Origin of the sequence: Mariniradius sediminis (assembly GCF_021491425.1) — a bacterium.
In the GTDB taxonomy this organism is placed as follows: domain Bacteria; phylum Bacteroidota; class Bacteroidia; order Cytophagales; family Cyclobacteriaceae; genus Mariniradius; species Mariniradius saccharolyticus.
In genome coordinates, this window is sequence record NZ_JAKEVZ010000011.1 from 18,772 (window position 1) to 45,195 (window position 26,424).

At 46.1% G+C, this 26,424-nt stretch carries 25 protein-coding genes; 7 read left to right on the forward strand and 18 right to left on the reverse strand.

Going from position 1 to position 26,424, the window contains the following annotated elements; genetic code table 11:
* Positions 1-27: 27 nt before the first annotated feature.
* Positions 28-708: a YggS family pyridoxal phosphate-dependent enzyme gene (locus L0U89_RS14260; protein WP_234862129.1), complete on the reverse strand. Its 681-nt coding sequence runs from the start codon at positions 706-708 to the stop codon at positions 28-30.
* Between the two features lie 37 nt (positions 709-745).
* Between L0U89_RS14260 and L0U89_RS14265 the strand changes: the two genes are divergently transcribed.
* Together L0U89_RS14265 and L0U89_RS14270 are read left to right on the forward strand one after the other, a co-directional pair.
* Entirely contained in the window at positions 746-2,296 is a 1,551-nt protein-coding gene (locus tag L0U89_RS14265) for a GH3 family acyl-acid amido synthetase (protein WP_234862267.1), read from the forward strand.
* The gene (locus L0U89_RS14270; protein WP_234862130.1) at positions 2,293-2,922 is read left to right on the forward strand and encodes a LysE family translocator; all 630 of its coding nucleotides are present in this window, start codon (positions 2,293-2,295) and stop codon (positions 2,920-2,922) included. The genes L0U89_RS14265 and L0U89_RS14270 overlap by 4 nt, the downstream gene beginning before the upstream one ends.
* A 73-nt stretch (positions 2,923-2,995) precedes the next feature.
* Here L0U89_RS14270 and L0U89_RS14275 read toward each other — a convergent pair whose 3' ends face one another.
* From L0U89_RS14275 to L0U89_RS14285, 3 genes are all read right to left on the reverse strand, one after another.
* Positions 2,996-3,463, reverse strand: coding sequence for an RES family NAD+ phosphorylase (locus L0U89_RS14275; protein WP_234862131.1), 468 nt, complete (start codon positions 3,461-3,463; stop codon positions 2,996-2,998).
* 2 nt (positions 3,464-3,465) lie between these two features.
* Positions 3,466-4,011, reverse strand: coding sequence for an antitoxin Xre/MbcA/ParS toxin-binding domain-containing protein (locus tag L0U89_RS14280; protein WP_234862132.1), 546 nt, complete (start codon positions 4,009-4,011; stop codon positions 3,466-3,468).
* Between the two features lie 136 nt (positions 4,012-4,147).
* Positions 4,148-6,325, reverse strand: coding sequence for an acylase (locus L0U89_RS14285; protein ID WP_234862133.1), 2,178 nt, complete (start codon positions 6,323-6,325; stop codon positions 4,148-4,150).
* Positions 6,326-6,486: 161 nt separating this feature from the next.
* Here L0U89_RS14285 and fabD point away from each other — a divergent pair, with 161 nt between their 5' ends.
* Complete coding sequence (gene fabD, locus L0U89_RS14290) at positions 6,487-7,362, forward strand: ACP S-malonyltransferase (RefSeq protein ID WP_234862134.1); 876 nt, start codon at positions 6,487-6,489, stop codon at positions 7,360-7,362.
* Between the two features lie 29 nt (positions 7,363-7,391).
* On the opposite strand, the gene folK is transcribed toward fabD, so the two are convergent.
* The gene (gene folK, locus L0U89_RS14295; RefSeq protein ID WP_234862135.1) at positions 7,392-7,880 is read right to left on the reverse strand and encodes a 2-amino-4-hydroxy-6-hydroxymethyldihydropteridine diphosphokinase; all 489 of its coding nucleotides are present in this window, start codon (positions 7,878-7,880) and stop codon (positions 7,392-7,394) included.
* A gap of 66 nt (positions 7,881-7,946) precedes the next feature.
* Between folK and sppA the strand changes: the two genes are divergently transcribed.
* A complete protein-coding gene (gene sppA, locus L0U89_RS14300; RefSeq protein WP_234862136.1) occupies positions 7,947-9,704 on the forward strand; it encodes a signal peptide peptidase SppA in 1,758 nt (585 codons plus the stop codon).
* A 169-nt stretch (positions 9,705-9,873) separates the two neighbouring features.
* Here sppA and L0U89_RS14305 read toward each other — a convergent pair whose 3' ends face one another.
* The 6 genes from L0U89_RS14305 to L0U89_RS14330 all read right to left on the reverse strand — a co-directional run bounded on the left by L0U89_RS14305 (position 9,874) and on the right by L0U89_RS14330 (position 15,929).
* Positions 9,874-10,662, reverse strand: coding sequence for a tetratricopeptide repeat protein (locus L0U89_RS14305; RefSeq protein WP_234862137.1), 789 nt, complete (start codon positions 10,660-10,662; stop codon positions 9,874-9,876).
* Positions 10,663-10,834: 172 nt separating this feature from the next.
* On the reverse strand, positions 10,835-11,929 hold the full coding sequence (hisB, locus tag L0U89_RS14310) for a bifunctional histidinol-phosphatase/imidazoleglycerol-phosphate dehydratase HisB (RefSeq protein WP_234862138.1): 1,095 nt from the start codon (positions 11,927-11,929) through the stop codon (positions 10,835-10,837).
* Entirely contained in the window at positions 11,926-12,999 is a 1,074-nt protein-coding gene (gene hisC, locus L0U89_RS14315; protein WP_234862139.1) for a histidinol-phosphate transaminase, read from the reverse strand. The genes hisB and hisC overlap by 4 nt, the downstream gene beginning before the upstream one ends.
* Positions 12,999-14,291: a histidinol dehydrogenase gene (gene hisD / locus L0U89_RS14320; protein WP_234862140.1), complete on the reverse strand. Its 1,293-nt coding sequence runs from the start codon at positions 14,289-14,291 to the stop codon at positions 12,999-13,001. Before hisD ends, hisC begins: the two co-directional genes overlap by 1 nt.
* 36 nt (positions 14,292-14,327) lie before the next feature.
* Positions 14,328-15,188 carry an ATP phosphoribosyltransferase gene (gene hisG / locus L0U89_RS14325; protein ID WP_040479718.1) on the reverse strand — a complete coding sequence of 287 codons (861 nt, stop codon included), beginning with the start codon at positions 15,186-15,188 and terminating at the stop codon, positions 14,328-14,330.
* Between the two features lie 285 nt (positions 15,189-15,473).
* Positions 15,474-15,929 carry an SRPBCC family protein gene (locus tag L0U89_RS14330; protein ID WP_234862141.1) on the reverse strand — a complete coding sequence of 152 codons (456 nt, stop codon included), beginning with the start codon at positions 15,927-15,929 and terminating at the stop codon, positions 15,474-15,476.
* A 147-nt stretch (positions 15,930-16,076) separates the two neighbouring features.
* On the opposite strand from L0U89_RS14330, the gene L0U89_RS14335 reads away from it, so the two are divergent.
* Positions 16,077-16,517 (forward strand): nuclear transport factor 2 family protein, encoded by a 441-nt coding sequence (locus L0U89_RS14335; protein WP_234862142.1) that lies wholly within the window; start codon positions 16,077-16,079, stop codon positions 16,515-16,517.
* 36 nt (positions 16,518-16,553) lie between these two features.
* Here L0U89_RS14335 and L0U89_RS14340 read toward each other — a convergent pair whose 3' ends face one another.
* From L0U89_RS14340 to L0U89_RS14365, 6 genes are all read right to left on the reverse strand, one after another.
* Positions 16,554-16,970 (reverse strand): response regulator, encoded by a 417-nt coding sequence (locus tag L0U89_RS14340; RefSeq protein ID WP_040479721.1) that lies wholly within the window; start codon positions 16,968-16,970, stop codon positions 16,554-16,556.
* A 520-nt stretch (positions 16,971-17,490) separates the two neighbouring features.
* Positions 17,491-18,993 (reverse strand): PQQ-dependent sugar dehydrogenase, encoded by a 1,503-nt coding sequence (locus tag L0U89_RS14345; RefSeq protein WP_234862143.1) that lies wholly within the window; start codon positions 18,991-18,993, stop codon positions 17,491-17,493.
* Positions 18,994-19,201: 208 nt separating this feature from the next.
* Positions 19,202-19,891, reverse strand: a complete 690-nt coding sequence (locus L0U89_RS14350) for a hypothetical protein (protein ID WP_234862144.1) — start codon at positions 19,889-19,891, stop codon at positions 19,202-19,204.
* A 42-nt stretch (positions 19,892-19,933) separates the two neighbouring features.
* Positions 19,934-20,482 (reverse strand): DUF4287 domain-containing protein, encoded by a 549-nt coding sequence (locus tag L0U89_RS14355; protein ID WP_234862145.1) that lies wholly within the window; start codon positions 20,480-20,482, stop codon positions 19,934-19,936.
* Positions 20,483-20,499: 17 nt separating this feature from the next.
* The gene (locus L0U89_RS14360) at positions 20,500-20,979 is read right to left on the reverse strand and encodes a DUF4199 domain-containing protein (protein ID WP_234862146.1); all 480 of its coding nucleotides are present in this window, start codon (positions 20,977-20,979) and stop codon (positions 20,500-20,502) included.
* Positions 20,980-20,984: 5 nt separating this feature from the next.
* Entirely contained in the window at positions 20,985-21,413 is a 429-nt protein-coding gene (locus L0U89_RS14365) for a VOC family protein (RefSeq protein WP_234862147.1), read from the reverse strand.
* 519 nt (positions 21,414-21,932) lie between these two features.
* Between L0U89_RS14365 and L0U89_RS14370 the strand changes: the two genes are divergently transcribed.
* Both L0U89_RS14370 and L0U89_RS14375 read left to right on the forward strand, forming a co-directional pair.
* Positions 21,933-23,195, forward strand: a complete 1,263-nt coding sequence (locus L0U89_RS14370; protein WP_234862148.1) for a hypothetical protein — start codon at positions 21,933-21,935, stop codon at positions 23,193-23,195.
* Between the two features lie 8 nt (positions 23,196-23,203).
* Positions 23,204-24,658: a Dyp-type peroxidase gene (locus tag L0U89_RS14375; RefSeq protein WP_234862149.1), complete on the forward strand. Its 1,455-nt coding sequence runs from the start codon at positions 23,204-23,206 to the stop codon at positions 24,656-24,658.
* Positions 24,659-24,757: 99 nt separating this feature from the next.
* Here L0U89_RS14375 and L0U89_RS14380 read toward each other — a convergent pair whose 3' ends face one another.
* On the reverse strand, positions 24,758-26,314 hold the full coding sequence (locus L0U89_RS14380) for an SRPBCC family protein (RefSeq protein ID WP_234862150.1): 1,557 nt from the start codon (positions 26,312-26,314) through the stop codon (positions 24,758-24,760).
* Between the last annotated feature and the right edge of the window lie 110 nt (positions 26,315-26,424).

The window sequence follows — 26,424 nt, forward strand, 5'->3', positions numbered from 1 at the left end:
CAGCCAATTGTATATAATTTCTGTTTTTCACTGTTTAGTATAATTTCGTTCTCCAAATATCGCCGTTCCGATCCTTACCATCGTGCTCCCTTCTTCCTGTGCTATCAAATAATCACCGCTCATGCCCATGGAAAGTTCTGACAGTTGTACGTTTTCTGGTAGCTGAAGGGATTTGCATTCTTCAAAAAGGTTTTTCAGGAATCTGAACTCACTTCTGATTTGATGCACATCCTCAGTGAAACTCGCCATTCCCATCAGGCCGATGATCCGTACATTTTTCAGATGCTGAAGTTCGGGGTTTTGAAGTATTGCCTGCAGTTCCTCCCGATCAAGGCCAAACTTGGTTTCTTCCTGGGCGATGTGAATCTGCAGGAGGCAGGAACATACACGACTTGATTTTTCGGCTTGTTTGTCGATCTCCAATAGCAGCTTCCACGAGTCCACTCCATGAATCAGGTGGACAAAGGGCGCAATGTATTTCACTTTATTGGTTTGTAGGTGGCCGATAAAATGCCAGCGTATATCTCCGGGAAGTTCGGCTTGCTTAGCGGTCAGTTCCTGCACTTTGTTCTCCCCAAAATCACGTATCCCTGCGCCAAAGGCTTCCAAGATCGCCGAACTTGGCTGGGTTTTGCTTACGGCGATGAGCAAGCAGGTAGGATTATAAAAACTGTTTTTTATTGAAGAAAGGTTTGCCTTAATGCTCATTCCAGTAAATTTGGCCCTACACTTTTCAAACAAAGATATGGCGATATTGGGTACCTTGCTAAAAAAAGGCATAAGACTGAGGGAATCTTTGGAGCAGGAGTATAGCTCGCCCCTCGACCTCCAAAAACAGGAACTGAAAAAACTCCTGATTAAGGCCAAGGACACGGAATTTGGCCGCAAGTACCAATTCGAAGCTATCCTGACGGAATTTAAGAAAGGTGAGGATGATTTTTACAGCGCGTTTTCTAACCAAGTGCCGATCTATGATTACAATAAAATCTACCAAGAATGGTGGCACCGACTCAAAAACGGGGAGGAGGACGTTACATGGCCAGGCACCATCCGATACTTCGCTTTGACCTCGGGAACCTCAGGAGCTACTTCAAAGTATATCCCTATCACCAAAGATATGGTCAACGCCATCCGAAAGACAGGCGTGAGACAAATTTTGAGCCTATCTAAATATGACCTGCCGAACAAGCTGTTCACAAAAGGAATCCTGATGCTAGGAGGAAGTACGGATTTGGAGTTTAACGGTACATACTTTTCGGGAGATTTGAGCGGAATTACTGCAGGCAAGTTGCCGATTTGGTTTCAAAGGTTCTACAAGCCGGGAAAGAAGATTTCGAAGAATAAAAATTGGGGCGAAAAACTCGACCAGATTGTCGAGAAGGCATACAAATGGGACATCGGCATCATTGTGGGCGTCCCGGCTTGGTTGCAGATTTTGTTGGAAAAAATCATTGAGCGGTACAAGCTGAAAACCATCCACGACATTTGGCCCAATCTCCAGATTTTTGTCCATGGTGGTGTGTCGTTTGAACCCTACAGGAAGGGCTTTGAAACGCTGCTGGCAAAACCACTGATCTATATGGAGACCTATTTGGCTTCAGAGGGGTTTTTGGCTTTTCAGGCTTTGCCGAATCGTAAATCCATGCGCTTGGTGCTCAACAATGGCATTTTCCATGAATTTATCCCCTACAACGACGATAACTTTGACGAAGAGGGCGAATTGCGGCCAAGCGTCAAAACACTCCACATCAACGAGGTAGAGGAAGGAGTAGATTATGCTTTATTGATAAGCACCTGTGCAGGGGCGTGGCGCTACATGATTGGGGACGTCATTCGCTTTGTTTCCAAAGAAGAAAGCGAGATCATCATCACGGGCAGGACTAAACTGTTTTTGAGCCTTTGCGGAGAGCACCTCTCCATGGACAATATGAACCGAGCCGTGGAAATGGTCTCAGAGCAGATGAACCTCAATATCAGGGAATTCACCGTTTTGGGCTTGCCGCACGGAAGTCTTTTCAGGCACCATTGGTTTGTCGGCACTGACGATCCTGTGGATCAAAAGGCGCTATTGAAACAAATCGATGATAACCTCAAGTCCCTAAACGATGACTATGTGGTGGAGCGAAAACATGCCTTGAAAAAAATAGAACTTACTGTGCTATCACCGGCGGACTTCTACGATTGGATGAAAATGCACGGAAAGGAGGGTGGCCAAAACAAGTTTCCCCGCGTACTCAAAGGGGACAAGATGCTGGACTGGCTACAGTTTCTCGACAAGAAAGGGCTTAGCCTATGATGCAGGCCTTTGCGGAGGGACTGAGTATCGGGCTTTTGCTGTCGGCCATGATCGGTCCCGTTTTCTTTACCTTGATCCAAAACAGTCTGGAGAACGGCTTTAGGTATGCAGCTGTATTGGCCTTGGGGATATTGGTTTCGGATCTGATTTATGTCATTCTAACGTACCTCAGCGTCTCTATTTTCGCTTCCAATCCGCATTTTGAAGTGGTCCTCGGGTTCGTCGGAGGACTGGTTTTGGTGGGATTTGGCGTCAGTACGCTGCTAAAAAAACGAGTCAGCCGACCAAGTTCGGGCGGGTTTCCACTTCCCAAAGCAAAAAAGCGGACCGGCTTCATGAAGGGTTTCAGCATCAATGGTATCAATCCTTTTGTGATGCTATTTTGGATTTCCATCGCCGGCTTGGTCAATCTCAAAGAAGGGTTTGGAAGGGCAGAAGTTTGGCTGTTCTACACGGGGATCTTGTTGACTGTGTTTGTAATCGACCTGCTCAAAGCCTTTATCGCAAAGCAGCTTTCCCGCTTTGTCACCGCCAAACTCTTGGCCAAGCTCAATTACCTTGTCGGTGTCGTCCTCATTTATTTTGGAGGCAGGTTGATTTGGTTTGCCTGGGAAAAGGGCTGGTGAAGGTTGGCCAATGGGCCGTTGAGAATCGATAAATCGTAATGTTTTTTTCGATTTCGAAGCAATTGAAATATAGCTAACCCCCAAGCTTATACTCAAACCTCCTCGTGTCTACCACTTTGAAAAGGTCATGAATACCGGGAAAGGTCGGATTTACCAAGAGATTGTGCTCGTCTGGGTAGAAAGAAAGATGAAGCCGGGCAGAAGGTACTTTCAGAAAAGGAAAGGATCGTTCGGTTAACCAAAGCCTTCCAAATTCCTGGGTGGCGTTTCCATGCGGCAACATATCCCAACTTCCAGTCAGGCTGTCTTTGTCCAATGCACCCACCATGGAGACATCATCTATCCCATAAACGACCACATACCATGGTTCGAGCGCGGCGGCCGTCCCCTTGATGCAGAGGTATTCCAAGGCTGCCAATGACGCCGAACTTCCGGCATAGATCATCGGCATGCCTTTTGGATTCCATCTGCCACCGGAAAAGGAACTGCTGTAGGGCTCTTGGTAGTACTTTTCGGACATCATGCGGTAATAATGCAGCATGACTAAAGGACATTTCCAAAGTGAAGGGCATCTATCGCCTCATGTACCAACTCAATGCCCGTCAAAGACACCATCAAGTCAGCTGGGCGTGCTTGTCCCAAGGCCAAATTGGGGCTATTGAGCCAAGATTTCAATCGGCTTGGATTGCCAAAATATGCGACTCCCTTTTTGATGGCTTCATCTATTTTGAAAAACTGATAGGAACCTGGAGTACCTATCGGGCTATCAGCTGTCCATCTCGAAACCGTACTCGGAGACACTGATGCGGATTTGGCAACATCGATCATTTTCATATCCAAGTAATCAACAATGTCAGTAATCTCGGCAAAAGTCAGATTCCTGTCCAGCAGTGCTCCAACGTCAGTCAGGCTTTGAATATTTTTGAGGCTTTTTAGATAGTACCCGTAGCCTTTTTGGACATTGTAGCTGGTCGTCTTTCCTCCTTTTTGGACCACAAAAGTGCTTGGGGAATCATAGGAAGCCTGAAAATCATTCAACAGTGAAGGATCTTCTGGTGCCAGCTCGGGATACTTTTTAATATTTTTCATATGACAAAGGTAAAAATATCATTTGAAATTTAAAAGGCTTCTATCCTACTTTTTGTGGATTCTATATACCGGGCCCTACAATCATAGATTCTTTCTGTTGTACAGAAAAAAGACTTTCATCTTGGCACAGGGTTATTCATTTTTCTCCCGGTCGATAGGTTTTCTTTGTGTTTTTCACCACATCTTCCCGATAGAAACTCACATCCTTGAACTTCCCGTGTGCATACATCTCCGCCTGATCTGCAAAATGGGGAGAACTGGGGTCACCGCTTTGGCCACCGGCTAGTAGGCTCTTTGCCTTCACCTTTTCGCCAAATTCGACCACGGCCACAAAGCTGTTGCCGACATTGCCGTACCATTTTTTTGTATTCGGGTGGGGCCGGCTTCCATAAGCTGCCAGTGAACCCCACATGGATGAGTTCATTCCGACGGGGAAACTGGCTTGCGTGTCATCAAAGTGTGGTTCGATCTCTCCCGAAATACGCTGGAATCGATTCACTTCGCCCCATGGCATTTCCCAGGTTCCAAAGTCGGATTTCAGTTTTTCCAAGGCCTTTTCAAATGCTGCGATTTTCATTTCATCTGAAGTCTCTTTGGCCAAAAAATCAAAGATATAGGCATCCCAGGGACGTTCCAGATCACGTGCATCTGCCATCAATTGATTTGCCCAAAAGACGCCCAAGGTCGTTCCAACGGATTCTACCCCTGTTTTCAAATCCCAAGACGCCAAGACTCCGAGTGGCTGGAGCAATAGGATTTTGCGAAGATCCGTATCAGGAAGGTTTTCAAAGGCCTTGACCAAGGATGGAACCAGCGGCTTGAATGCCATCAGGGTGGGTTCATAAGCAATGGTAATCAGTGATTCAAGGGTAAGGTTTTTTTGGTCTTCGAGCACCCTCACGCCATTCAGGCCCCGCGCGTTTTCCAAATCCCAAGCCATATAGGCGGGGTAATTTTCCTTCTTTGGGCTGAATCGGCCTGCTGCAGTAAACGGAGTAGAGTTACAGTTTTGAATCCATCCATTCCTTGGGTTGAAGATGAAAATCATCTCATCAAGGCTATGCAGTCCCTGCCAATCTGTATCGGGATTGCTGCCATCCACTGTATTACGCCAGTCGAAATTTGGGTTTCTCTTCGGGATAAAGTTGCCGTGGTAGTAGGCAATATTTCCATCCCGGTCGGCATAGACCGTGTTGTTGGATGAGTTTGTCTTCAGGTCCATGGTGGAGCGAAATTCCTCATGGTTTTTGGTTTTGGTACGTGTGTAGGATTGCGTCAATGCTTTCACCCGTTCGACCATCAGTGATATGGCTATCCACTTTCCGTTTTCTTCCCGAATCACAGGACCATGATGGCTGTAGTAGGCGACGATCTTCTTTTCTGAAAATCCATCTCCATCTTTGTATTTCAGTGTGATCGTTTTTTCCTTTAGAGGTCGCCAGTCCCCACCGAAGCGATAGTGATATTTCCCTTCCATTTCTTCCACAGTCAAGGCATAATGATCGATCGCGTCGGCCTTGCTGGACGTATGTATCCAGCCGTTGTACTCATTGAACCCCTGATAAATAAAGAACTGTCCCCAAGTCACGGCACCGTAAGCGTTCAATCCTTCTTCGCTGACCATATGCATTTCCGGCCTGAAGTAGAAGGACGTATGCGGATTGATCAAAAGCAAGGCATTCCCGTTTTTGGTAAGCTGCGGGGAGATGGCAAATCCGTTGGAGCCTTTTGGTTCAATTTCGAAATCCCGTTCTTCCAAGGCAATTGCAGAAGGTTCGCCTTTTTCGTAGAATGAGCGCAGCGGATTCAAGGCAATGGTTTCAATGTCCCCGCCGATGCTTCCTTCGCTAAAGGTCAGCGCCATCCAAGGCTCAAATTTTGTGATCAAGAGCGGCTTGACTTTTGGATTTGTATAAAGGTAAAAATTGATCCCGTCAGCCCATGCGACCATCAATTCCTGCAGCCATTTCGGTGAATTCTCAAATTCCTCCTTCACAATGTCCTCGTCGATAAACAGCTTCATCCGAAGGTCATGATAGACGTGGCTGACCCCTTTTACCTCCGCCATTCTTCCCATGGCGTTGATGAAGTTGGTTTCAACCCGGGTGAAATCATCTTCGCATTGGGCGTAGACCATCCCAAAAACAGCATCCGCATCTGTTTTCCCATACACATGTGGGATTCCCCATTGATCGCGGATGATTTCCGTCTGTGCGGCACGTTGCTGCCAGCGCGCAAGGTCAGTTTGGGCAAAACCAGCAAACGATAGGAAGAGGAGAAAGCTGAAGATCAAAAATCGAGGGAAAACGCTCATGGGAATTTGGGTTTGTGTTGCTAAAATTAACCGAAAGTCATTCCCCTCCAAACGAGAATTATTCAATTGAAATTGCAGGGGAGGCTACTGCGGCCGAATGCTGGTAAATGTGCTTCAGCGAGATTTTGGTATATTTGCGCCTTATCCAAAAACCACCAATTATGAAAGCATATGTTTTTCCTGGACAAGGAGCACAATTTCCCGGCATGGGAAAGGAACTTTACGAAGGCAATGAGGAAGCAAAAAGGCTTTTCGAATCAGCCAACGATATTCTTGGATTCAGGATTTCGGATATCATGTTCAATGGTACTGAGGAGGAACTGAAGCAGACTAGGGTGACCCAACCCGCAATTTTCCTCCATTCAGTAATTTTGGCAAAGTGCTCCCCGGGTTTCAAGCCCGATATGGTGGCAGGTCATTCCTTGGGCGAGTTTTCCGCTTTGGTAGCCAATGGCGCATTGGCATTCGAAGACGGTTTGAAACTCGTCTACCAACGGGCATTGGCCATGCAGGAAGCCTGCGAAATCAATCCTTCGGGAATGGCGGCCATTTTGGGATTGGAGGATGAAAAAGTGGAGGAACTTTGCGCGGGCATCACAGAGGAGATCGTAGTTCCTGCCAACTATAACTGTCCAGGACAACTCGTAATCTCAGGTAGCAATAGAGGCATTGAGCTTGCCTGCGAAGTCATGAAAAACGCTGGTGCAAAACGTGCACTTCCCCTTCCGGTTGGCGGTGCTTTCCACTCTCCCTTGATGGAACCTGCGCGGGAAAAACTGCAAAAAGCCATCGAAAGCACCCATTTCAGCAAGCCCATTTGTCCAGTTTACCAAAACGTAAGCACAATAGCTGTCTCAGACGTAGATACCATCAAGAAAAACCTGATCGCACAACTGACAGGTCCGGTGAAGTGGACTCAAAGTGTCCAAAACATGGTCGCCGATGGCGCGACCCATTTTATCGAATGCGGCCCAGGTAAGGTGCTCCAGGGATTGGTGAAAAAAATCCACAAGGAAGCCGAAGTTTCCAGCATTTGACTTCACAAAGCCCGGTTCAGCCGGGTTTTTTATTTCAATTTCCAGACTTGGCTGATGTCCGGGCACTCTTCCAAGAGTTCACTCGCGGATTTTCTCAACAAAGGATGTATCCAATTTGGCAGGATCTCCGCCAAGGGAACCAATACAAATCGCCTCAAGTGGAGGAAAGGATGGGGAATGGAAAGCAGATCTGTTTCGATGACTTCTTCACCAAAGGCAAGAATATCAATGTCCATGGTTCTGTTTCCCCATTTCTCCTCCCTGCTGCGACCCAGCTGTTGTTCGATGGATTGAATTCCCTCTAGGATTTCCATGGCAGAAAGTTCTGTATCGAATGCCAAAACCTGATTGAGGTAATTTCCGGAGGATTTTCCTCCCCAAGCTTCGGATTCGTAAACGGCAGATGCTTTAGATGCCGGACCCAAAAAGTCAGCCAGTAATTTCCTGCATTGGTCAATCAAAGCCATGCGGTCGTACAAATTTCCACCGATGATCAAAACCACTTGCTTACTTTGCATGTTGAAAATTGTGTATTAAGCACATTTACAAAAAACGAGTATTTTAGCCTCAAAATAGAATAGTATATGAAATTTCTTGGAAACGTCCTCGCAGTGATTGTCGGCTTGTTGGTCTTTTCGGTCATCAGCTTTTTCATCATGGCGGGCCTCATTGCGATGATTGCTTCTTCCGAACAGGAAGTCAGTGTCAGTGAAAATTCTGTCTTTTTGCTCAACTTGGAGGGAAGGGTCCTAGTCGAAAGGGCCAATGAAGATGAACCCGACTTTTCCTCTTTTGGCTTCGGGGGAATGCCAACGGTAGGCCTGATTAGTCTAAAGACCGCGATCGAAGCCGCTAAGGAAAATGAAAATATCAAAGGTATTTACATGAAGGCAGGAACGTTCTCAGCTGGCCAAGCTGGTCTGAAGGAACTGCGTGATGCCTTGTTGGATTTCAAGGAGTCGGGAAAATTCATCTATAGTTATGGTGAATATTACACGGAACCTGCCTATTACCTGTCTTCCGTTGCTGACAAAGTGTACATGAACCCATCGGGTTTGATCGAGCTCAACGGCTTTGCCTCTGAGATCGTATTTTTCAAAGGGATGTTCGAGAAGCTTGAAGTGCAGCCCGAGGTATTCAGGGTAGGGGATTTTAAGAGCGCCGTAGAGCCATTCATTTTGGACAAAATGAGCGAGGAAAACCGACTCCAAACCCAATCCTTCCTCAATGACCTCAATAAGGTAATGATTGGAGAAATCGCGGAAAGCCGCGGGATACCTGCCGACACGCTTTTCAATATCAGTAACAAAATGCTGGTGAGGAAGGTCAAGGACGCTGTAGACCTCAAGCTGGTCGATGACCTATGGTACGAAGACCAAGTTATCGATGCCATGAAAGAAAAGCTCGGGCTAAGCCAAGATGATAAGATTACGACGATCAATGTCAGCAATATCAACCGTACGGTCAAGCCGAAAAACAGGACTTCCAAGAACAGAATTGCCGTGGTTGTCGCTGAAGGTGATATCGTGAGCGGACGGGTCGAGGGTGCGATCAGTTCAGAGACTTTTCAGCGGGAAATCCGCGATGCGCGTAAAAACAAGGACGTGAAGGCCATCGTCCTTCGGGTCAACTCCCCAGGAGGTTCGGCATTGGCTTCTGAGGTGATTTGGAGAGAATTGGAATTGGCGAGTAAGGAAAAACCGGTGATCGCGTCGATGGGCGAGGTAGCTGCTTCCGGTGGTTATTACATCGCCGCCGCCGCAGATACGATTGTTGCCCAGCCAAATACGATTACCGGTTCGATAGGAATTTTCGCGCTTTGGTTCAATGCCCAGGGATTGTTGAACAACAAGCTTGGCATCACAACGGATGTTGTCAAAACGGGCGAACTCTCTGATATGCTCACACCCACCCGGAAGATCACCGATGTCGAACGCTCGATTTTCCAAGCGCAGGTGGAAGAAGGGTATGATGTTTTCTTGACGAGGGTTGCCGAAGGAAGAAACAAAACGAAGGAAGAAATCATGAAAATAGCGTCAGGACGCGTTTGGACGGGCAATCAGGCAAAGGAAAATGGGCTTGTGGATATCTTGGGAGATTTGGAAGATGCTATCGAAATCGCTGCCAAGAAAGCTGGTGTTGCTGATGACTATCGGGTAGTCTATTACCCAATCCAAAAACCCTGGTTTGAGCGCTTCATGAGCCAATTCACCAATGATGTGCAGGTAATGTACAGAAAACACCAAATGGGTGATCTTTATCCGATATACAATCAGGTCGAGAAACTCAAGACCTACGAAGGTTTGATGGTCCGTATGCCCTACGACATGACAATCAGGTAATCGTACAGCCTGTTTTGAAAATCTGCAGCCACCTAGAAATGGGTGGCTGTTTGTTTTCCGGGATAACTCATTTTCCTAGAAGTTGAAGCCCTGAAACCATCAGGCAGTCTCAACATGATCTTCAAATTCACAACTTGCTTCGCTTCCCATCTTCCAACATCCTTACTTCCTAGCACCCGTCCAGATGCAATTGCGCATAAAGACTTCCCCGTTGCGCGGCTTGTTGAAGGTCTGCGCAGCCGGAAGGGTCCTGAAGGCGGATTTTGGCATGGCCCCGTCGCGCAAGGGCTTCAATATGGCTTGGGTTGCTCTGCAAAATGGTTTCAAAATCCTCCAATGCCCAAGTCGTATGGCCAATGAGTAAAAGTACCAGTCCTCGGTTGTAGCGGGCAGTAAGGTTTTCGGGGTCGTATTTCAGACACATGTTAAATGAACCCGCCGCACCAAGTATATCTCCAATTTGGGAACGTGCCATTCCTTGGTAAAAATACACCCCCGCGTGTTTTGGATTGAGTTCTTTGGCGAGTTGGAGAAATTCGTCAGCACTCTTGTAGTTTTCATTCATCAACATGGCCCGGCCGAGTAGCAGTAGGATTTCAAAATCCTCACCGTCCTGTTTGGCGGCGAGCAGGAGATATTTTTCGGCATTTTTATAGTCCTCTTTCTTCCAGAATATCTTACCGATTCCAGCCAAAGCCTGTGCGTAAGTTGGCTCGTGGTAAAGAATCGTTTGGTAGTCTTCCACGGCTTTTTCAAACTCCCCCAACTCCTCGTAGGACCTTGCCCTCAAATGGAGGGTCTTTAGATCGTTGACATGAAGAAAGAGACTTCGGGAAAACTCACCGATTGCCTCTTGGTATCGCGCGCTGCGAAACAGTCGCTCACCTTCCGAATAGCTACCAAGGCAAGCATTACAAAGCATCAATACCGCCGCAAGACAAAAAGATTTCCTTATCATGTCGGCAATCTACGAAAAAATCGTAATAATATGCAATACCTTAATTTAATTCTATTTGTAGAATTTGAAAACCTACCTTTTTTGATACGTCAAACACTCCATCAGAAAAAGCTGTCCAAATTCAGCCCATGCCTGCAGGAAACAGTCTTTCTTCCATTATTACGGGACTGCGTCAAAGCGTTCCCTTCGTGCTCGGCAGTTGATTGAGCGCCGCAATATCGCGTTTGACGGCCATTTTGATCGCACGGGCAAGGCCTTTGAATATCGCCTCGATCTTGTGGTGCTCGTTTTGGCCTTCAGCTTTGATGTTGAGGTTGCATTTGGCAGTGTCTGAAAATGACTTGAAGAAATGAAAGAACATCTCCGTAGGCATATCGCCGATCTTTTCCCGCTTGAACTCCGCATCCCAAACTATCCAAGGCCTGCCACCAAAATCAATGGCAACCTGCGCAAGAACATCATCCATTGGCAAAAGAAAACCGTAGCGGTAGATCCCTTTTTTGTCGCCAAGGGCCTTCAGATAGGCTTCGCCTAGCGCCAAAGCCGTGTCCTCAATTGTATGGTGCTCATCGATATGCAGATCGCCCTTCACTTCAATGTGCAGATCGGTCCCGCCGTGTTTTCCCAATTGCTCCAACATATGGTCGAAAAAGGGCAGACCTGTGAAGATTTCACATTTGCCGGTACCGTCCAGGTTGACGTTGACATGGATGTCTGTTTCCGTGGTTTTCCTTCTCACGTCCCCTATGCGTGGAGGCATTCGCAGGAAGCGGTAAATCTCATCCCAACTTTCGGTGCAGAAATCCGCATCTTCGGTCGATTTGCCTATAAAGATTGACTTTGCACCCAGATTCTTGGCGAGTTGTACGTCCGTTTTTCGATCTCCAATCACATACGAATTGGCAAGGTCATATCCTCCCTGCATGTATTTGGTGAGCAGACCCGTCCGGGGCTTCCTTGTGGGAAGGTTTTCATGCTCAAAAGACCGATCGATATGCACGTCTGCGAAATGTACATTTTCATTCGCCAGAGTAAGCATCATCTTATTGTGGGCGGGCAAGAAGTTTTCCTCCGGCAAGGAGTCTGTACCCAATCCATCTTGGTTGGTGACAATCACCAGCTCAAAGTCCGTTTCCTCCGCGATCTTCCGAAGGTTTGAAATTGCCCCAGGGATAAATTCCAAGTCCTCCAAGCTATCAATCTGGAAGTCGGTTTGCGGCTCGACAATGATGGTGCCGTCACGGTCTATAAAAAGTACTTTTTTCATGGTTTGAGAGTTTTTTCTAATGGCTGGAATTCGGACATAGCTTCCAGAAGACGACGATTTTCATCCTGCGTGCCCACGGTAATCCGGAGGCAGTTGTCACACAGCGTTACTTTGGACCGGTCGCGCACGATGATTTTTTCTTGGGTTAGGTAATCGTACATTTCCTTGGCGGCCAGTACTTTTACCAGGAGGAAATTGGCATGGGAAGGGTAGATCTTTTGAACCAAAGGGATTCGCTTCAATGCTTTTTCCAAAACTTCGCGCTCCTTTAGAATCGCAGCTACTACCTCCTTAACCTTTTCAGCGTTTTCCAATGATGCCAATACCCTTTCTTGGGTGAGACCGGAGATGTTGTAGGGTGGTTTGATAAGGTTTAGGACCCGAATGATTTCCGCCGATGCAAAGGCCATCCCAATCCTTAAATTTGCCAAACCCCAGGCCTTTGAGAAGGTTTGCATTACAAGTAGGTTTGGGAACTCGTTTAACTCCGTTGTGAAGCTAGGTTCGTCCGAGAAGTCAACATAAGCCTCATCTATAACCACCAGGCCTTCAAATCCCTTCAGAATCGCGTGGATATCACTCCTGCGCATTTTGTTACCACTCGGATTGTTGGGAGAGCAGATGAAAATGATTTTGGTATGCTCGTCAACCGCCTCTAGGATTTCCTTCGGCCTCAATTGAAAGTCTTCAGTCAAGCTTACACGTTTAATTGCGATATCGTTGATCGACGCAGATACCTCATACATGCCATATGTTGGTGGTAGCAAAAGGACATTGTCCTTGCCCGGCACACAAAATGCCCGCATCAACAAGTCTATCGCTTCGTCGCTGCCATTTCCGAGAAAAATTTGTTCCTTTCCCACGCCCTTGATGGGAGCAAGTCTTTCTTTGATCAGGTGTTGGTATGGATCAGGATAGCGGTTGAAAGCTTCCCCGGTAGGTGAACTGTAGGGATTTTCATTGGCGTCGAGGAAAACACCTTCCTTACCCGAATACTCGTCCCTTGCGGAAGAATAGGGTTTGATGCTGAGGATGTGTGGCCTCAGCAGCTTTTTTATATCAAATGCCATTATTTCTTGTCTTTGAGGTATTTCAACCGGATACTTACCGCACGCTTGTGGGCGTCAAGGTGTTCGGCTTCAGCCATTTTCTCTATGGTGGGTCCGAGATTTTTGATTCCTTTTTCGGTAATTTTTTGGTAAGTGATTTTCTTCAAAAAACTATCTAAAGACACGCCACTGTAATTCCTTGCATATCCATAGGTAGGAAGGGTGTGGTTCGTGCCTGAGGCATAGTCTCCCGCAGATTCCGGCGTGAAGTTGCCGATGAAAACCGAACCAGCGTTGACAATCTGGGAAACGACTTCGTCCTCATTCTCCACGCAGATGATCAAGTGCTCGGGCGCATAGTCGTTGATCAGCTCGATTGCCTTTTCTTGTTTGGGCATCACTACGATGACTGAATGTTCCAATGCCTTTTTTGCGATTTCTTTTCTAGGAAGTTTCCCAAGTTGTTCTTCGATTTCTTCTTGCACTTTCTTAGCGATTTTTTCGGAAGATGCAACCAACACGACTTGGGAATCTACGCCATGCTCGGCCTGGGAAAGCAGGTCAGCGGCGACAAAAGCCGGCACTGCGCTGCTGTCGGCATACACCAACACCTCTGAGGGACCCGCCGGCATGTCGATCGCGACGCCGTTTTTGGTGGCCAATTGTTTTGCTGCGGTTACATATTGGTTTCCAGGCCCAAAAATCTTGTCAACCTTGGGCACGGATTCGGTACCAAAGGTCAAAGCCGCTACCGCTTGGGCGCCACCTGCCTTCACGATTTTGTCTATCCCGATCAAATCCGCCGTGAATAGGATTGCTGGATGGATGTTGCCTTCTTTGTCGGGGGGGGTACATAGGATGATCTCGTCGCAGCCAGCTAAATTGGCTGGAATTCCGAGCATCAGCACAGTCGAGAAAAGTGGCGCCGTACCGCCGGGAACATACAGACCAACCCGCTGGATAGGCACTGAGCGGCGCATACAGGTAACTCCCTCCATTGTTTCCATCACGAGATCAGGGGTAGCCTGTGCCGCATGGAATGTCTCAATATTTTCTTTGGCTTGCAGGATCGCGGCCTGTAGGTCGGGATCGACAAGAGATTTGGCCTTTTGGACTTCCTCAGCAGATACCAAAAGGGTTTTGATCTGGACATGGTCGTATTCCAGCGCAAATTTCTTCAACGCCTTGTCGCCCATGCGCTTGACCTTCCGCATGATTGGCTTGACGATTTTTTCGATTTCCTTGGTCTTTTGGATTGGACGCTGTAGTTCTTTTGCCCATTCGGACCTGGAAGGATTGACGATCAGTTTCATAATTGGAATGAAAAATATGTAGAAGCTTTTTTTGAATCAGACAACCATTTTTTCAATTGGGACGACCAATATTCCCTCCGCACCAGCGGCACGGAGTTCCTCGATATTCTCCCAAAATTGGTCCTCGCTCAACACCGAGTGGACCGATGACCAGCCCGGCTGCGCGAGGGGCAGAATCGTCGGGCTACGCATTCCGGGAATCAAGGCAATGATTTTTTCCAATGCATGGTTGGGGGCGTTGAGCAGGACATACTTGTTGCTTTTGCCCTTTTGAACCGCGTTGATCCTGAAGAGCAAGCGGTCAACAATGGACAATTTTTCTGCGGAAAGGTTTTTGTTGGCAATTAGTACCGCCTCTGATTTGAAGATTTCCTCGACTTCTTTCAGGCCGTTCATCATCAAGGTCGATCCCGAGCTCACAATGTCGCAGATCCCATCCGCCAGTCCGATACTTGGTGCAATTTCAACCGAGCCGCTGATTTCGTGGATATCTGCCCTGATTCCATGTGATTCGAGATAATCCTGAAGAATTCTAGGGTAGGAGGTGGCAATGCTCTTGCCATGGAAATAGGAAACATCCTCATACGCGACTCCCCTTGGAATTGCCAAAGAAAGGCGGCATTTGGAGAAGCCAAGCTTCTTGAGAACGGCTACGTCCTTGGCTTTTTCGACCATCTCATTTTCCCCGACTATGCCTAAGTCAGCCACGCCGTCGGCCACATAGCCGGGAATGTCATCGTCGCGTAGGAACAAAAACTCTACAGGGAAGTTCGTGGAAGCGGAAATAAGCTTTCCGGTCCCATTATAAAATTTGATCCCACATTCCTTGACAAGCGATAGGGAATCGTCACTCAATCTGCCACTTTTTTGGACGGCTATTTTCAAAACTGAATTCATGGATGCAATATACGGTTAGAATCAAAATGCTGATGATCATTTTGGAGATATAGGCTGATGCATCCTATGCATAACCCTCCATGGGCGGTATGTGTTAAAAGTTCCTCCTTAGGAGGAATGGTGGAAATGATGGACGCCACCGAAAAAGGTGTTGGAGAAACAAGCGGCGGTATCGGTAAATGTCCCGTTCATTGAGTGCGCAAAGTTAAGAGAGGCCTGCCAACATCCAAATTTGTCCTCGCCAACTTTAACATGATTTACATGAAAGGATGTACGTAAAGGATCTCACTTTTTCATGTAGAAATCGTAGCCACCCTTCCGAAGATTGATGCCGTACTCCAGGTAGGCTTTCAGGCAGCACAGGAAATTCATCCATCCTTCGGTGTTGCCCTTCAGCCAGCGAATTCCCGCTTCGTCATTTGGCCTTTCCTTTTCAGTGATCTTCACAAGCGTGTCTGAGGGTCCTTTTGGCTCGAGTGTGATTTCCACAAAATGATCCAAGCCGTCGATTTTCCATGAAAAGGATATCAAACGGTTCTGAGCTATCCTGCCGACTTGTACAGGTTCCTCGTCCGGAAACTCGGGAAACGACCAGTAAACTGTCTTCCCTTCATCCATTCGGGCGCTCCCCTTGGAAAGGAAATACTTGGCCATCTTATCAGGATCCACGATTGCTTCAAATATCTCCTCGGCGGGTCGTTGAATCTGATAGGCAACTTGAACGCTTAGTGTCGGTACCATTTTCGAATATCGAGTTTGAGAGAAATTTAGTGATTTTTAGGCTCTCTATGGTCGACAATGATGAAGTCATCTTGATTTTATCCATAAGGGCATCAATTATTGTATCGACGGTTTGGGAGGAGTTTATGATTGGGGTAATTTTCAATTATGAAAAAATTGTTGACACTTATATTTATTTCAGGCTTGTTTTTCGGGGAAATTCAAGGCCAGAATACCGAAGAAAAAATGGTTTCGCAGGCATTCGACAAGCTTATTGTCGGGATGATCAAAGCTGATGCGATGGATTTGTCCTCCGTGGTTTCGGAAGACCTCAGTTATGGCCATTCCTCCGGCGTGATCCAGGATAAGGCAGCGTTTTTACAGGAGGTTGTAAGTAAAAATCCAATTTCCTATCAAACAATCGAAAGAGAAAGCGAGACGGTACAAGTCTCTGGAAATACAGCCATCATGCGCAACCTATTGATCATCCGTGGTCTGAGCCCTACGGGTGATCCGATCAACCTAAGGCTTGCGACTTTGATGGTTTGGAAAAAGGAAAAGAAACAATGGAAGCTGTACGCCCGGCAAGGTTTTAGACTACCTGCTTAAAAAAAAAGAGGCTATCGAATCCGATAGCCTCTTTTTTTATCCGTAGATGAGTTTTTTCATGTGGTCGACCGAGATTGGCTTGATTATGTATTCGGCTATTTCTGAAATTTCTTTGATCGGCTCTATATCGTCAGGATGGATCGAACTACTGACCATCACGATCCTGAACTTATTTTTAGTCTTTTTGTCAAACTGTTTGAACTGCTGCAAAAACGACCACCCGTTGGTTTTTGGCATGTGGAGGTCTAAAAGTACCAATTCCTTGTCCCCCCGTTTCTTTGCTTCCGGTTGTTCCAATTTAGAATTGATATAACTCATTGCATGCCCGCCATCTGGGAGGGTGATCACCTCACCTTGAAAGCCAAGGTGATTGATGAGTTTTTTGTGTACATGATTGGTTACGACATCGTCATCAACCAAAATGATCTTATTCCATTTTTTTTGGTGATCCATGGGTGAATCATTAAACGTTACTGGGGGTGAATCTGCGCGATTCTCTTCTATCTGGCTGTTAAATGTAAATAAATACTTTCTAATAATGGAAATTTAAATTGGACTTTTCCTGATAATATTTTTTTTAAAAATATAAGTAACTGAAAAACAGATAAATAAAATATTCCAATTCAAGGATGAACAGAAATTTTCGGCTCACTTATTGCATTTCATGGATTGTAAAATGTAACACAGCCAAATAATTCTGCGTCTGGAAACTTATGATTAAAAAATTAAATTAAACTTTTTATGAAAAATATAGACCTATTCCGATAATTCTACCGAAAAGAGGTCAATTTTACCAAGCCTAGATTAGCGAGCCGATTTTGTTGTCTTTTTGCCTGAATTATCCTGAAATCGGGGCACAAAGCATTTACCTTAATTTCTGTTTTCCGCATTGGTTCAGGCCAGTGCTGAAATTCCGGTGATGAATTCCGAGCCACTGTGGGCTAAATAAACCTGAATTGTTATGAATTGTTTTTTATTGCCGATTTAGTCCTTTTCGTTCCTCAAATACCTCGCCGGGAATCACTGCTGAAGCCTTATTTCCGAATTGGTTTCTGATGAACGTTAGGATTTCCGCCAACTCAGCGTCTTGGAGGTGGGCAAAAGCAGGCATTTCCTGATTGAAAATCTTACCATTGACTTCAATTTCACCGCTGATACCCTTAAGCATTGTCCGAATGAGTTTCCCTTTGTCGCCAGTGACCCAAGGAGTATTTGCAAGTGGCGGGATCAGGTCTTCTGAACCCATGCCATCAGGTCCGTGACAGGCGAGGCAATGGGTCGCATATAGATTCCTGCCTTTTGTGAGTTCGGCTGGTACTTCTGGATTCCAGTTTTCGTCCAACAAGCGGATGGGTTCTTTTTCCAATGAAAAGACCGGAAGGCTTTTGTCCTGCTCCTGATCTGGTATTTTTCTCAATCGAATGATCCTGTCCGGGCCTTCGGGTAAGCCTTCGTACATCCATGGCTGGAACCTGGGATGCCAATCCCGATTGGAGGTGCTCAGATAGATTTCTCCGGCGTGGCCGATTGAGATGTCCCGAATCCTTCCAAAAACCTGTTGTAGATAAATGTCCTCCGACTCGATTTCATCACCATTGGTGTTGAGGTGGAGGACCCGAAGCGAGCGGCCCTTCATTGTCGCAAGTAGGAGGCTGTTTTCCCATTCTGGTATGGTTTTACTGCGATAATATTCCAATCCAGCTGTCGCAATCGTTGGTGTCCAGGCTCGAAGCGGCTCAATCACGGTATGGTCTGTACAATACTCAGACTCCTCGGATGTGTCACAGAATCCTGCAACATTAGGCCAACCATAATTTCCTCCTTTCACGATCAAGTTGATTTCATCGTCATTGATAGGGCCATGGTCGGAAGCATAGAGATTTCCGTTCTTTCCCAAGGTCAGCCCTTGTGAGTTTCTAAAGCCAGCAGCCCATACGGGATTTTCTGGAAAAGGATTGTCTTCAGGTATACTTCCGTCAAGCCCAATTCTCATGATTTTTCCTCCGAGGAAGTCTACGGATTGCGCTTGATCAACTTTACCCACATCTCCAAGTGAAAAGTAAATCAAATCTCCAACAATCAGTATCCGCGAGCCATTGTGGAAAGTATTGCCGGGCAGGCTGTCCAGCAGAATCAACCTGTTCTCCAATCCGCTTTCCGAAATATCATACCGTACCAAGCGGGACATCACCGATTCCTCGTTGGCATTTTTTGGAATGGCAAAGGTGTAGTGGAGGAAAACATGCCCTTTTTCAGGGTGAACCGCCATTCCGAGCAATCCATAGGATTTCTTAGCCAGAACATCGTCTAGCTTCAAAATTTCCTTTTTTTCCAAGGTTTGCAAATCCAAACAAAAAAGCCTTCCACTTACTTCGGTAAACCAAAGTTTTCCCTCCTCTGAAGCATCCAAATCCCATGGGACTTCCAAGCCCGTTGCTACCTCCGAAATCTCCAAGAGGGAATTATCTAATTGCAAATAGCCCAATAGTGTACCAGAGGCAAGTTTTTCGGAGCTCGGTTGACAAGAGTAAAAAAAGAGAAGAATGGATGCTAAAAAAGCTGATCCAAAGGTTTTGATATGGATTTTATGGCAGAATTGGGAGGAGAAATCGGACATAACGGATCTTTCAATCCCTTAAAATTGGAGATTTACTTTGTTTTTCCCACGGGTTTTCGATAATCGGTCAATCACTAAATATGAAAAACCCGATGCCACCCGGATCTCTGATTATGACATTGTCCACGAGGCCTCCCTCGTTGAAAATTGTGATCTCTTCTGAAAAAGGTACGCCAACTTCGCGAAGTTTGGCGATTATCGAAAGGTTGTTTTTGCTATTGAAATAGGTGAGTGAGGGGTTGAAGAAAAGGTGGGGGCAGGAAAGTGGCTTCATCAGACTCACAGAAAAATCTCCTAACGAATAGACAATGTATCCTTGTTCTGTCGAACCTCCTGTATGGCCAAATCCCAAATTCTCAAAAATCAAAACAGACTTGTCCAAATCCATGGTTTCTAGGCTCACCCCGTGAAAATTGCCGAGCATTCCAATAGAGTCGCCACGCTTTCCAGTTTGAATGGGTGGTTCTTTTTCAATTAGGTAAATCCAAGTACCTGATGGATCCGCAAGTACATATCCATCGCCAACAGCAATCACTTTTGTTATAAGTTGCAAATGCCCGACTTCTTTGCCCCAATCAGACTTGAAAAGTTTGATCCCAGCCCGTGCGAATCGATCCGGATTTATTTCGATATGGGCCTTAGCATCGGTCCAAATGAGGCGCGAATTATCTAAAGGGATAAAACCGATTTGCTCATAGAAAGCTTGACTTTGTTGTAGGTTGGGAGTTGGGGTTTGAATAAGGCAGGTAGATTCCATGAATGGGCTAGGCGAAGATTGATCGATTACAAAAAAAGTTTACTAACCAGCATGCTCGTAGGCCTGCTTCAGCCAGCCGATTACCTCAGCATCGATATCATCCAAAGTGCCGATATTGATTTTATGGGTGCACATCGCGTTGCCGCTAGCCAGCAGTTTCCCACTTGGTTCTTGACCTTTATAGTTGATGCCAATTTCGAAGCGGGTCTTGGTGATTGGATGGAGTAACGCGAATTGCTTTTTTCTCCGCACGCTGACGTTGGCCATTTTCGGGGCAAGTTCAATGTCTGATCCGAACTTTTGAATTTCAGAAACAAGCTTTTCATAAATCGGAAGAAAATGCTCTTTTCCTTTGTATTGGTTTTGGATAAGATCGTCTTTGTTTTCAACAGACCCTGCATCGGATTTAAGCGTTTTCAGCGCGATTAGGTTTGCAAATCCATGGGTAAGCCCGATTTCCTCTTTGAGGTACTTCATGATCTCCCCGTGTTTCGCGAAGGATTTGCCCCTGACGGATTCGATCCACTCTTCGAGGGTTTTTCCAGTGTTTTTCCGGAGGTTGTCCAGCATGGTTTGTTCTGCCTTGTCCATGGTGCTTTTTGTGGGAGTTATTTGGAGTTTTTGGTGAAGAATGCCACGATGGCTGTGGTGATCAGACCCATAATGGGAGCGCCAATCAAACCCTGGATGATATAGCTTTTGAGGTTGAAGTAGTCTTGGGCGGCAGCAGGAGTAGATTTCCCATTTGATACGGCATACTGGATGGCATTGTCGAAGTAGTACGGCGTGATGACCAGCGAGGTGATGATCTGGGTAAGTGGGCTGAGGACGGTCACGATCAGGGTTACCACCATGCCCGAAATGAATCCTTCCATATAAGTCATTTTGCCACCGTAGTAGTTTTTTCTTTTGTCCAATAGAGCCAAAACATAAATGCTAATCGCCGGGATTGCGATCAGATTGGTATAAACCGCATGCTTGTCGATATGCGTATCGTGCAAGCCAACCATGCGCTCCAATGCCATCCATACGAGTGACATTCCTGCAAACGCCAGGGCCCATTTCAGTTCGATGCTGTATTTTTTCATGATTGTTAGGAATGTGAAGAGTCAAAATTGATCATCCAATTAACGCCGAATTTGTCCTTGACCATCCCAAAGTAAGCGTTCCAGAATGTGTCCGACATTGGCATCACGACATTTCCTCCTTCGGCTAGTTCCTTAAAGATCCTGTCTGCTTCTTTCTTGGAATCAGGACTGATTGAAATCGAAAAGTTGTCACCAAAACTGACAGGCTGATGCGGAAAAGTATCTGAACCCATGAGTGATGTCTCCTTACTGATGGGAAGTGTCACATGCATTACTCGGTTTTTGTCCGCTTCCGACAACTCAAATCCGGGCTGTGGCGGCATTTCTCCAAATAGGTTGAAATCGGAGAATTTCTGTTGAAGTACGCTGGCATAGAAGTCAAATGCTTCTTTGCAGTTTCCGTTAAAGGTCAGGTAAATGTTAACAATAGCCATGGTTGTTTGGGTTTAGTTTTTCAATACATACTTGAAATTAAGCTAAATATTGTTGAAAATCCTACGTTGGACTACAATGATTTGGGTAAGCCGATTTTTTTCTAAATCGAAATTTAGGGCGAAGTTTTTTTTGATCGTCGAACAGGGCAAAAGAGGAGGAGTCACATATTCCGATCGGTAAGGATTTTGAAAGCAGGAGCCTGAAAATCTATGAAATTTTGAGTCTCTTTATTATGGAACTACAGGTCAGGTTTTTGGGATTTCATTCCTAGTGAATTTGAGCCACGAAGGGTGATTTTCGATGACACCCTTGTTTTTTTTGTCCTTGACTGTTGGCCAGTTTGTTCGCTCATTAAGATTCCTTACATTCATGATTGGATGTTGGGGATGTTTCGCGCTTAAGGTGTTTGGATTTATGCATCGCGTTTGGAATGCTCCTTTTTACCAAGGTGATTTGCGTTGGATTTTGAAAGTTAGTTAATGCTTATTTTTTGAACAGAAATCTCAAAATTGTGTTTTATGCGCCAAAATTCGATTACCGTTGTTGTTCCGATTGTTCAAGGCAAGGTTGAGGAATTGCTGCAGCGACTAGCCGAAATCAACAAAGAAATAGATCGTGGAACTGCATCGGAATTTGAGCAATTGGGGATGGTGCATTTTGCGAGATGGCTTGTCATCGACCATGGAAAATCTTACATCGATGACGCGACAAAGCGTAATCCTAAGTTGGTCTTTGTGGCTGATTTTGATGGGAACCTGGCTGAGTTCTTTGCAAAGCTCTGCTCTGAATCGTCCAACACCATTGATAGTGTTTTTTGCTTTTGTGAGGATTATCCTTCCGCAGAAAACAGGAATCCTCAAAGTCGGACTTCGTATTTGCAAAGCAACTTGGTAAAGGACGCTGCGGTGTACATCGGGGCTCCGGGGCGCACTGTCAAGCAGATAAAACAAGAGCGGGAACTGCGGGACGCAATCCGGTCCTTTCTCGATTCAAAGTCCTGGGTAGGTGTTTCCGCCAAATCAATCCATCAACAGGTAAAATCACATGTGCTGGCAGATGCCCGGTTTGATTTTTTGAACAAATCAACCGTCAGCCTGCCGAAAATAAATATTCCCGGACTTGTCTTGGTCGGTTTGATTTTGATTTTGTTACTTCCTTTGATTATCGTTTGGTTGCTGATTGTCCACTTCTTCTATGAGGTGAAGGATGAAAATTTCACTATGAAACGCAGTGGGCTCGATAGCGACTATATGACGGAATTGGAGTCCTATGAGGATTTTAAGTATCAAAATCAGTTTAGCCAGCTGGTAGACATGAAGACCGGCTGGGTCAGATTGGTTACCATCAAGGCTATGTTTCTGCTTTCCAGGGGATTGATCAAGACAGTATTCGTACAGGGCAAACTCATGGGAATACCGACGATCCACTTTGCCAAGTGGGTCATGTTTGAGGACAATTCCAGGGTTTTGTTTTTCAGCAATTTTGATGGGAGTTGGCAACAGTACTTGGGTGATTTTATCGATAATAGTGGTTGGGGCTTGACAGGGATTTTTTCCAATACAAAGGTGTTTCCGAAGACAAATTTCCTGCTGACCGGCGGGGCCTATGACGAGGAGCACTTTCTTGCCTGGAGTAGAAATTCCCAGGTTGTCACCCAGGCGTGGTACGCTGCCTATCCCGACCTATCGATCAAAAACGTCAACAACAACACAAAAATCCGGTCGCTTTTGATGCAGTCGCTTTCGGAGAAGCATGCCAAAAAATTCTTCAAACTTATTTAGACAAAGCCATGAACGTGTTAGAACTCGAAGATATCCAAGGTTACGTGGTCCGTGGCTATGCGCACATGATGTATTCCAGGTTTGCTTACATTAAGATCACGGATCCTAGGGCATTTAGGAAATGGTTGTCTTTATCATGGCCTGATTTTACGACCGCGCAGCATTTTCCCGACAAATCCGAAATCAATGACACCCATTTGAATATTGGGTTTACCCACGCGGGTTTAGAGAAATTGGGAATGAAAGCTCAAAATCTCTCTGCCTTTTCGAGGGAGTTTCGTGAGGGCATGGTTTCTCCCCATCGGACCCGAATTTTAGGAGACTTAGATAGCAGCGCGCCGGAGAACTGGATTTGGGGAGGCCCGAAGACAGATGAAATTCACCTTTGCCTGATGGTTTTTGGTAGGGACAAGGAGCATGAAGATGATTTGGACAGAGATAAAGTCGCATGTATGCGCTATTATGATCAGTTGGCGTCCCAATTCTCCGAAATGGGCTTGGAGGTCGTTCATTATATCGATGGGGCGACGCAGCCAGAAAATAAGGAACATTTTGGATTCCGGGACGGCATCTCCCAACCTATCATCGAGGGCTCAGGGAGAGTAGGGTCAAAGGACGATGTGGTCAAGGCTGGCGAGTTTATATATGGCTACCGCAACGAGTTTGGGGTTTATCCGGATACCCCATTGTTGACAGAAAACCAAGGCAATATGAACCTGCTTTCAACGGATGCCGAAGGGAGTGGAAAGAAGGACTTTGGACGAAACGGTACCATGATGGTGATGCGGCAACTGCAGCAGGATGTGGAGAAATTTTGGTCATTCCTGAATGAAAAAACAAAAAATTCGGACGGATCAATCAATGAAACTGAGAGTTTGAAGCTTGGTGCAAAAATGATGGGACGCTGGCAAAGCGGGGCACCGATTACGCTTTTTCCCGACAAAGACCCCGGCGTCATCAGTGATATCAATGACTTTGGCTATGCAAAATTTGATAGCGATGGACTTAAATGTCCCTTTGGTTCACACCTGCGAAGGACCAACCCCAGAGACAGCGTCGATGACCATGGCGTGAAGGAGTCCCTGAAGCTCAGCAATCAGCACAGGATCATTCGGAGAGCAAGGCTATATGGGCAGATTTTTGAGGGTTCACCTTTAAACAGGAAACCAGAGGGTGAGGTCGGCTTGCTTTTCACTTGCTTCAATGCCGATATCAGTCGGCAATTTGAGTTCTTGCAATATACCTGGGGAAATCTTCCCAAAATCAAAGAGCTCTACAATGATCCCGATCCGATCATTGGAGTCAAGGAAAACCCCAAGCCGGGAGAGGAGCAGAATTTTACCATTCAGGACATCCCTGTGAATAGGACGATCTCAGGATTGCAAAGATTTATCACCGTAAGGGGAGGGGCTTACTTCTTTTTTCCGTCTATCAGCGCAATCCGGTATTTGGCAACGATTTAGAATACGCATTCTCTGACTCAAGTGGCGTTCTTACTGGTCTACACGGAATTGACAGGAGTGATCCCCTCAAGGAAAATTCAGCTTGACCTTTCCTAGTCGTCATTCCTCCAGATATGCCTTTGCATTGTTGAGTCCGTTTTGCAGGTATTTTTTTAGGAAAACCGGAGCAAAAAAGGCGAGGATTAGGCGGGCGAAGAAGTTCTTGTAGGTAAACGTGTAAGTCCAACGAAGTCTTGTCTTGCCGTCCACGGTGTCAAACCACATTTGCCCGTAGGTCTTGTTCGTAAAATGTTTGAAGACGTCGCTGAAGTCAGTGGACTGATACGCGTAGTGGGAAAAATGATGGACCGTGATTAGTTCCTCGACAAGAGCGGCCCCATCCCCGCGTGTTACATATCTGTTGTCACCGACATTTTCCCAGTTGCCCCGCAGGGTTTTCACATTGATGATGCCATAGATCGGCCCCGTTTTCAACAGCCAATTGGGCAACTCCTTGACGCTTGATACATACATGTAGGCCTTTTCCTTGCTGCAATTCACGATCACTTCGGCAGTTGTGCTGATGGTATGCTTCTTTGGGACTTGTTGATCAATCGTGACCTTTGTATTGGGTTTGTTGATATCGGACAAGAAATCATCAGAGTCAACGGGCTCGAACATCGGCAGTTTGTTGGCGTCATGCCTGAACTTGGACATTACTTCATATACACGTTTTCTTACCCGATTGAAACTGCCTAGTGGGCGGTGTTCGGGCAGCGAATGCCATGGATTGAAGGACAGATTGTCCCCAAACTCGAGCTGGCCTTCGGAGTCAAAAGTCTGCGCGTAGATAGTCAGCGTCGCGACCTTGACAAATTGCGAAGTCCAAGCCACCGTAGGGTCCTCGATCGGCATGGCATCCGCATCGGTCTGGAACTGGACAAAAAAGTCAAATTTGGCGATGTTATCGGTAAGGGTTTGCGCAAGATTGTAGCGTAGGAAATTGTAGTCCGTGGTATTTTCGACCACGATATTGTTGTTGGGCGATGGCCGCAGGTGGTATTTTACAGCTTGGTTGACTGTGCCAAACTGGTAAGGCTGTGTACTCCAATAAGGAATTGAAAGTGGATTTTCACAGGCGACCATACTGTTTTTGACCCTGAGGACAGTTGACAGATGCAACGGATTAAGGAAATACAAAAGTGACTTGATCTTACTGGCAGCGGTCACTGCCTTGAGAAGTGTATCGAGTTCCTTGATGGTTTTTGCAAAAAATGTCTCGGTGCTCATCAAGAGGAAGTCCTGGGTTTGGTACTGTCGCTCATCGGGAAGTAGCTTTTCACCCGGCACTCCTAGCAGCTTGATTGCGACTCCGCGGATATCCTTTTTGCTGTCTTTTTGAGGGATGGTATTGCCATTGGAGAATCGCACCCAGGCATGGTAGTCTTTTTCCTCGGCAAATACGCCCACTTTCAGGTCTTTAGGCAGGTTTTTTTCGACGCTGAAAGTTGCCTTGACGCAGCCATGCATCTTGGTGTGTACTTGCCTAAGCATTTTTTTGTCTTTGTATAGGCGCGTGACCTGTGCCTCAAATTCCCCGACCATTCTCGCTGCGATAGTATCTTCGTCGGCGGAGGGGTACTCGTGGCCAATTTTTTTGGAAGCTGTGGTTGCCATTTTTTCGATTGGTGAAAAAGTTAATAGCTAGGATTTGTAGTGGAAACATCATGAAGGTAGGTAAAAATTAGGCAACTTATTTTCGTGGCAGAATTTTATTTTAAGTGTAT

Bases quoted from the DNA above. Each gene is read 5' to 3' on its own strand.
- sppA (WP_234862136.1), top strand. From the start codon at position 7,947: ATGAAATTTCTTGGAAACGTCCTCGCAGTGATTGTCGGCTTGTTGGTC.
- hisD (WP_234862140.1), bottom strand. From the start codon at position 14,291: ATGAAACTGATCGTCAATCCTTCCAGGTCCGAATGGGCAAAAGAACTA.
- L0U89_RS14340 (WP_040479721.1), bottom strand. From the start codon at position 16,970: ATGGATCACCAAAAAAAATGGAATAAGATCATTTTGGTTGATGACGAT.
- hisG (WP_040479718.1), bottom strand. From the start codon at position 15,188: ATGAATTCAGTTTTGAAAATAGCCGTCCAAAAAAGTGGCAGATTGAGT.
- L0U89_RS14370 (WP_234862148.1), top strand. From the start codon at position 21,933: ATGCGCCAAAATTCGATTACCGTTGTTGTTCCGATTGTTCAAGGCAAG.
- L0U89_RS14360 (WP_234862146.1), bottom strand. From the start codon at position 20,979: ATGAAAAAATACAGCATCGAACTGAAATGGGCCCTGGCGTTTGCAGGA.
- L0U89_RS14355 (WP_234862145.1), bottom strand. From the start codon at position 20,482: ATGGACAAGGCAGAACAAACCATGCTGGACAACCTCCGGAAAAACACT.
- L0U89_RS14260 (WP_234862129.1), bottom strand. From the start codon at position 708: ATGAGCATTAAGGCAAACCTTTCTTCAATAAAAAACAGTTTTTATAAT.
- hisB (WP_234862138.1), bottom strand. From the start codon at position 11,929: ATGAAAAAAGTACTTTTTATAGACCGTGACGGCACCATCATTGTCGAG.
- folK (WP_234862135.1), bottom strand. From the start codon at position 7,880: ATGCAAAGTAAGCAAGTGGTTTTGATCATCGGTGGAAATTTGTACGAC.
- L0U89_RS14365 (WP_234862147.1), bottom strand. From the start codon at position 21,413: ATGGCTATTGTTAACATTTACCTGACCTTTAACGGAAACTGCAAAGAA.
- fabD (WP_234862134.1), top strand. From the start codon at position 6,487: ATGAAAGCATATGTTTTTCCTGGACAAGGAGCACAATTTCCCGGCATG.
- L0U89_RS14380 (WP_234862150.1), bottom strand. From the start codon at position 26,314: ATGGCAACCACAGCTTCCAAAAAAATTGGCCACGAGTACCCCTCCGCC.
- L0U89_RS14280 (WP_234862132.1), bottom strand. From the start codon at position 4,011: ATGAAAAATATTAAAAAGTATCCCGAGCTGGCACCAGAAGATCCTTCA.
- L0U89_RS14375 (WP_234862149.1), top strand. From the start codon at position 23,204: ATGAACGTGTTAGAACTCGAAGATATCCAAGGTTACGTGGTCCGTGGC.
- hisC (WP_234862139.1), bottom strand. From the start codon at position 12,999: ATGGCATTTGATATAAAAAAGCTGCTGAGGCCACACATCCTCAGCATC.
- L0U89_RS14275 (WP_234862131.1), bottom strand. From the start codon at position 3,463: ATGCTGCATTATTACCGCATGATGTCCGAAAAGTACTACCAAGAGCCC.
- L0U89_RS14270 (WP_234862130.1), top strand. From the start codon at position 2,293: ATGATGCAGGCCTTTGCGGAGGGACTGAGTATCGGGCTTTTGCTGTCG.
- L0U89_RS14305 (WP_234862137.1), bottom strand. From the start codon at position 10,662: ATGATAAGGAAATCTTTTTGTCTTGCGGCGGTATTGATGCTTTGTAAT.
- L0U89_RS14350 (WP_234862144.1), bottom strand. From the start codon at position 19,891: ATGGAATCTACCTGCCTTATTCAAACCCCAACTCCCAACCTACAACAA.
- L0U89_RS14335 (WP_234862142.1), top strand. From the start codon at position 16,077: ATGAAAAAATTGTTGACACTTATATTTATTTCAGGCTTGTTTTTCGGG.
- L0U89_RS14285 (WP_234862133.1), bottom strand. From the start codon at position 6,325: ATGAGCGTTTTCCCTCGATTTTTGATCTTCAGCTTTCTCCTCTTCCTA.
- L0U89_RS14265 (WP_234862267.1), top strand. From the start codon at position 746: ATGGCGATATTGGGTACCTTGCTAAAAAAAGGCATAAGACTGAGGGAA.
- L0U89_RS14330 (WP_234862141.1), bottom strand. From the start codon at position 15,929: ATGGTACCGACACTAAGCGTTCAAGTTGCCTATCAGATTCAACGACCC.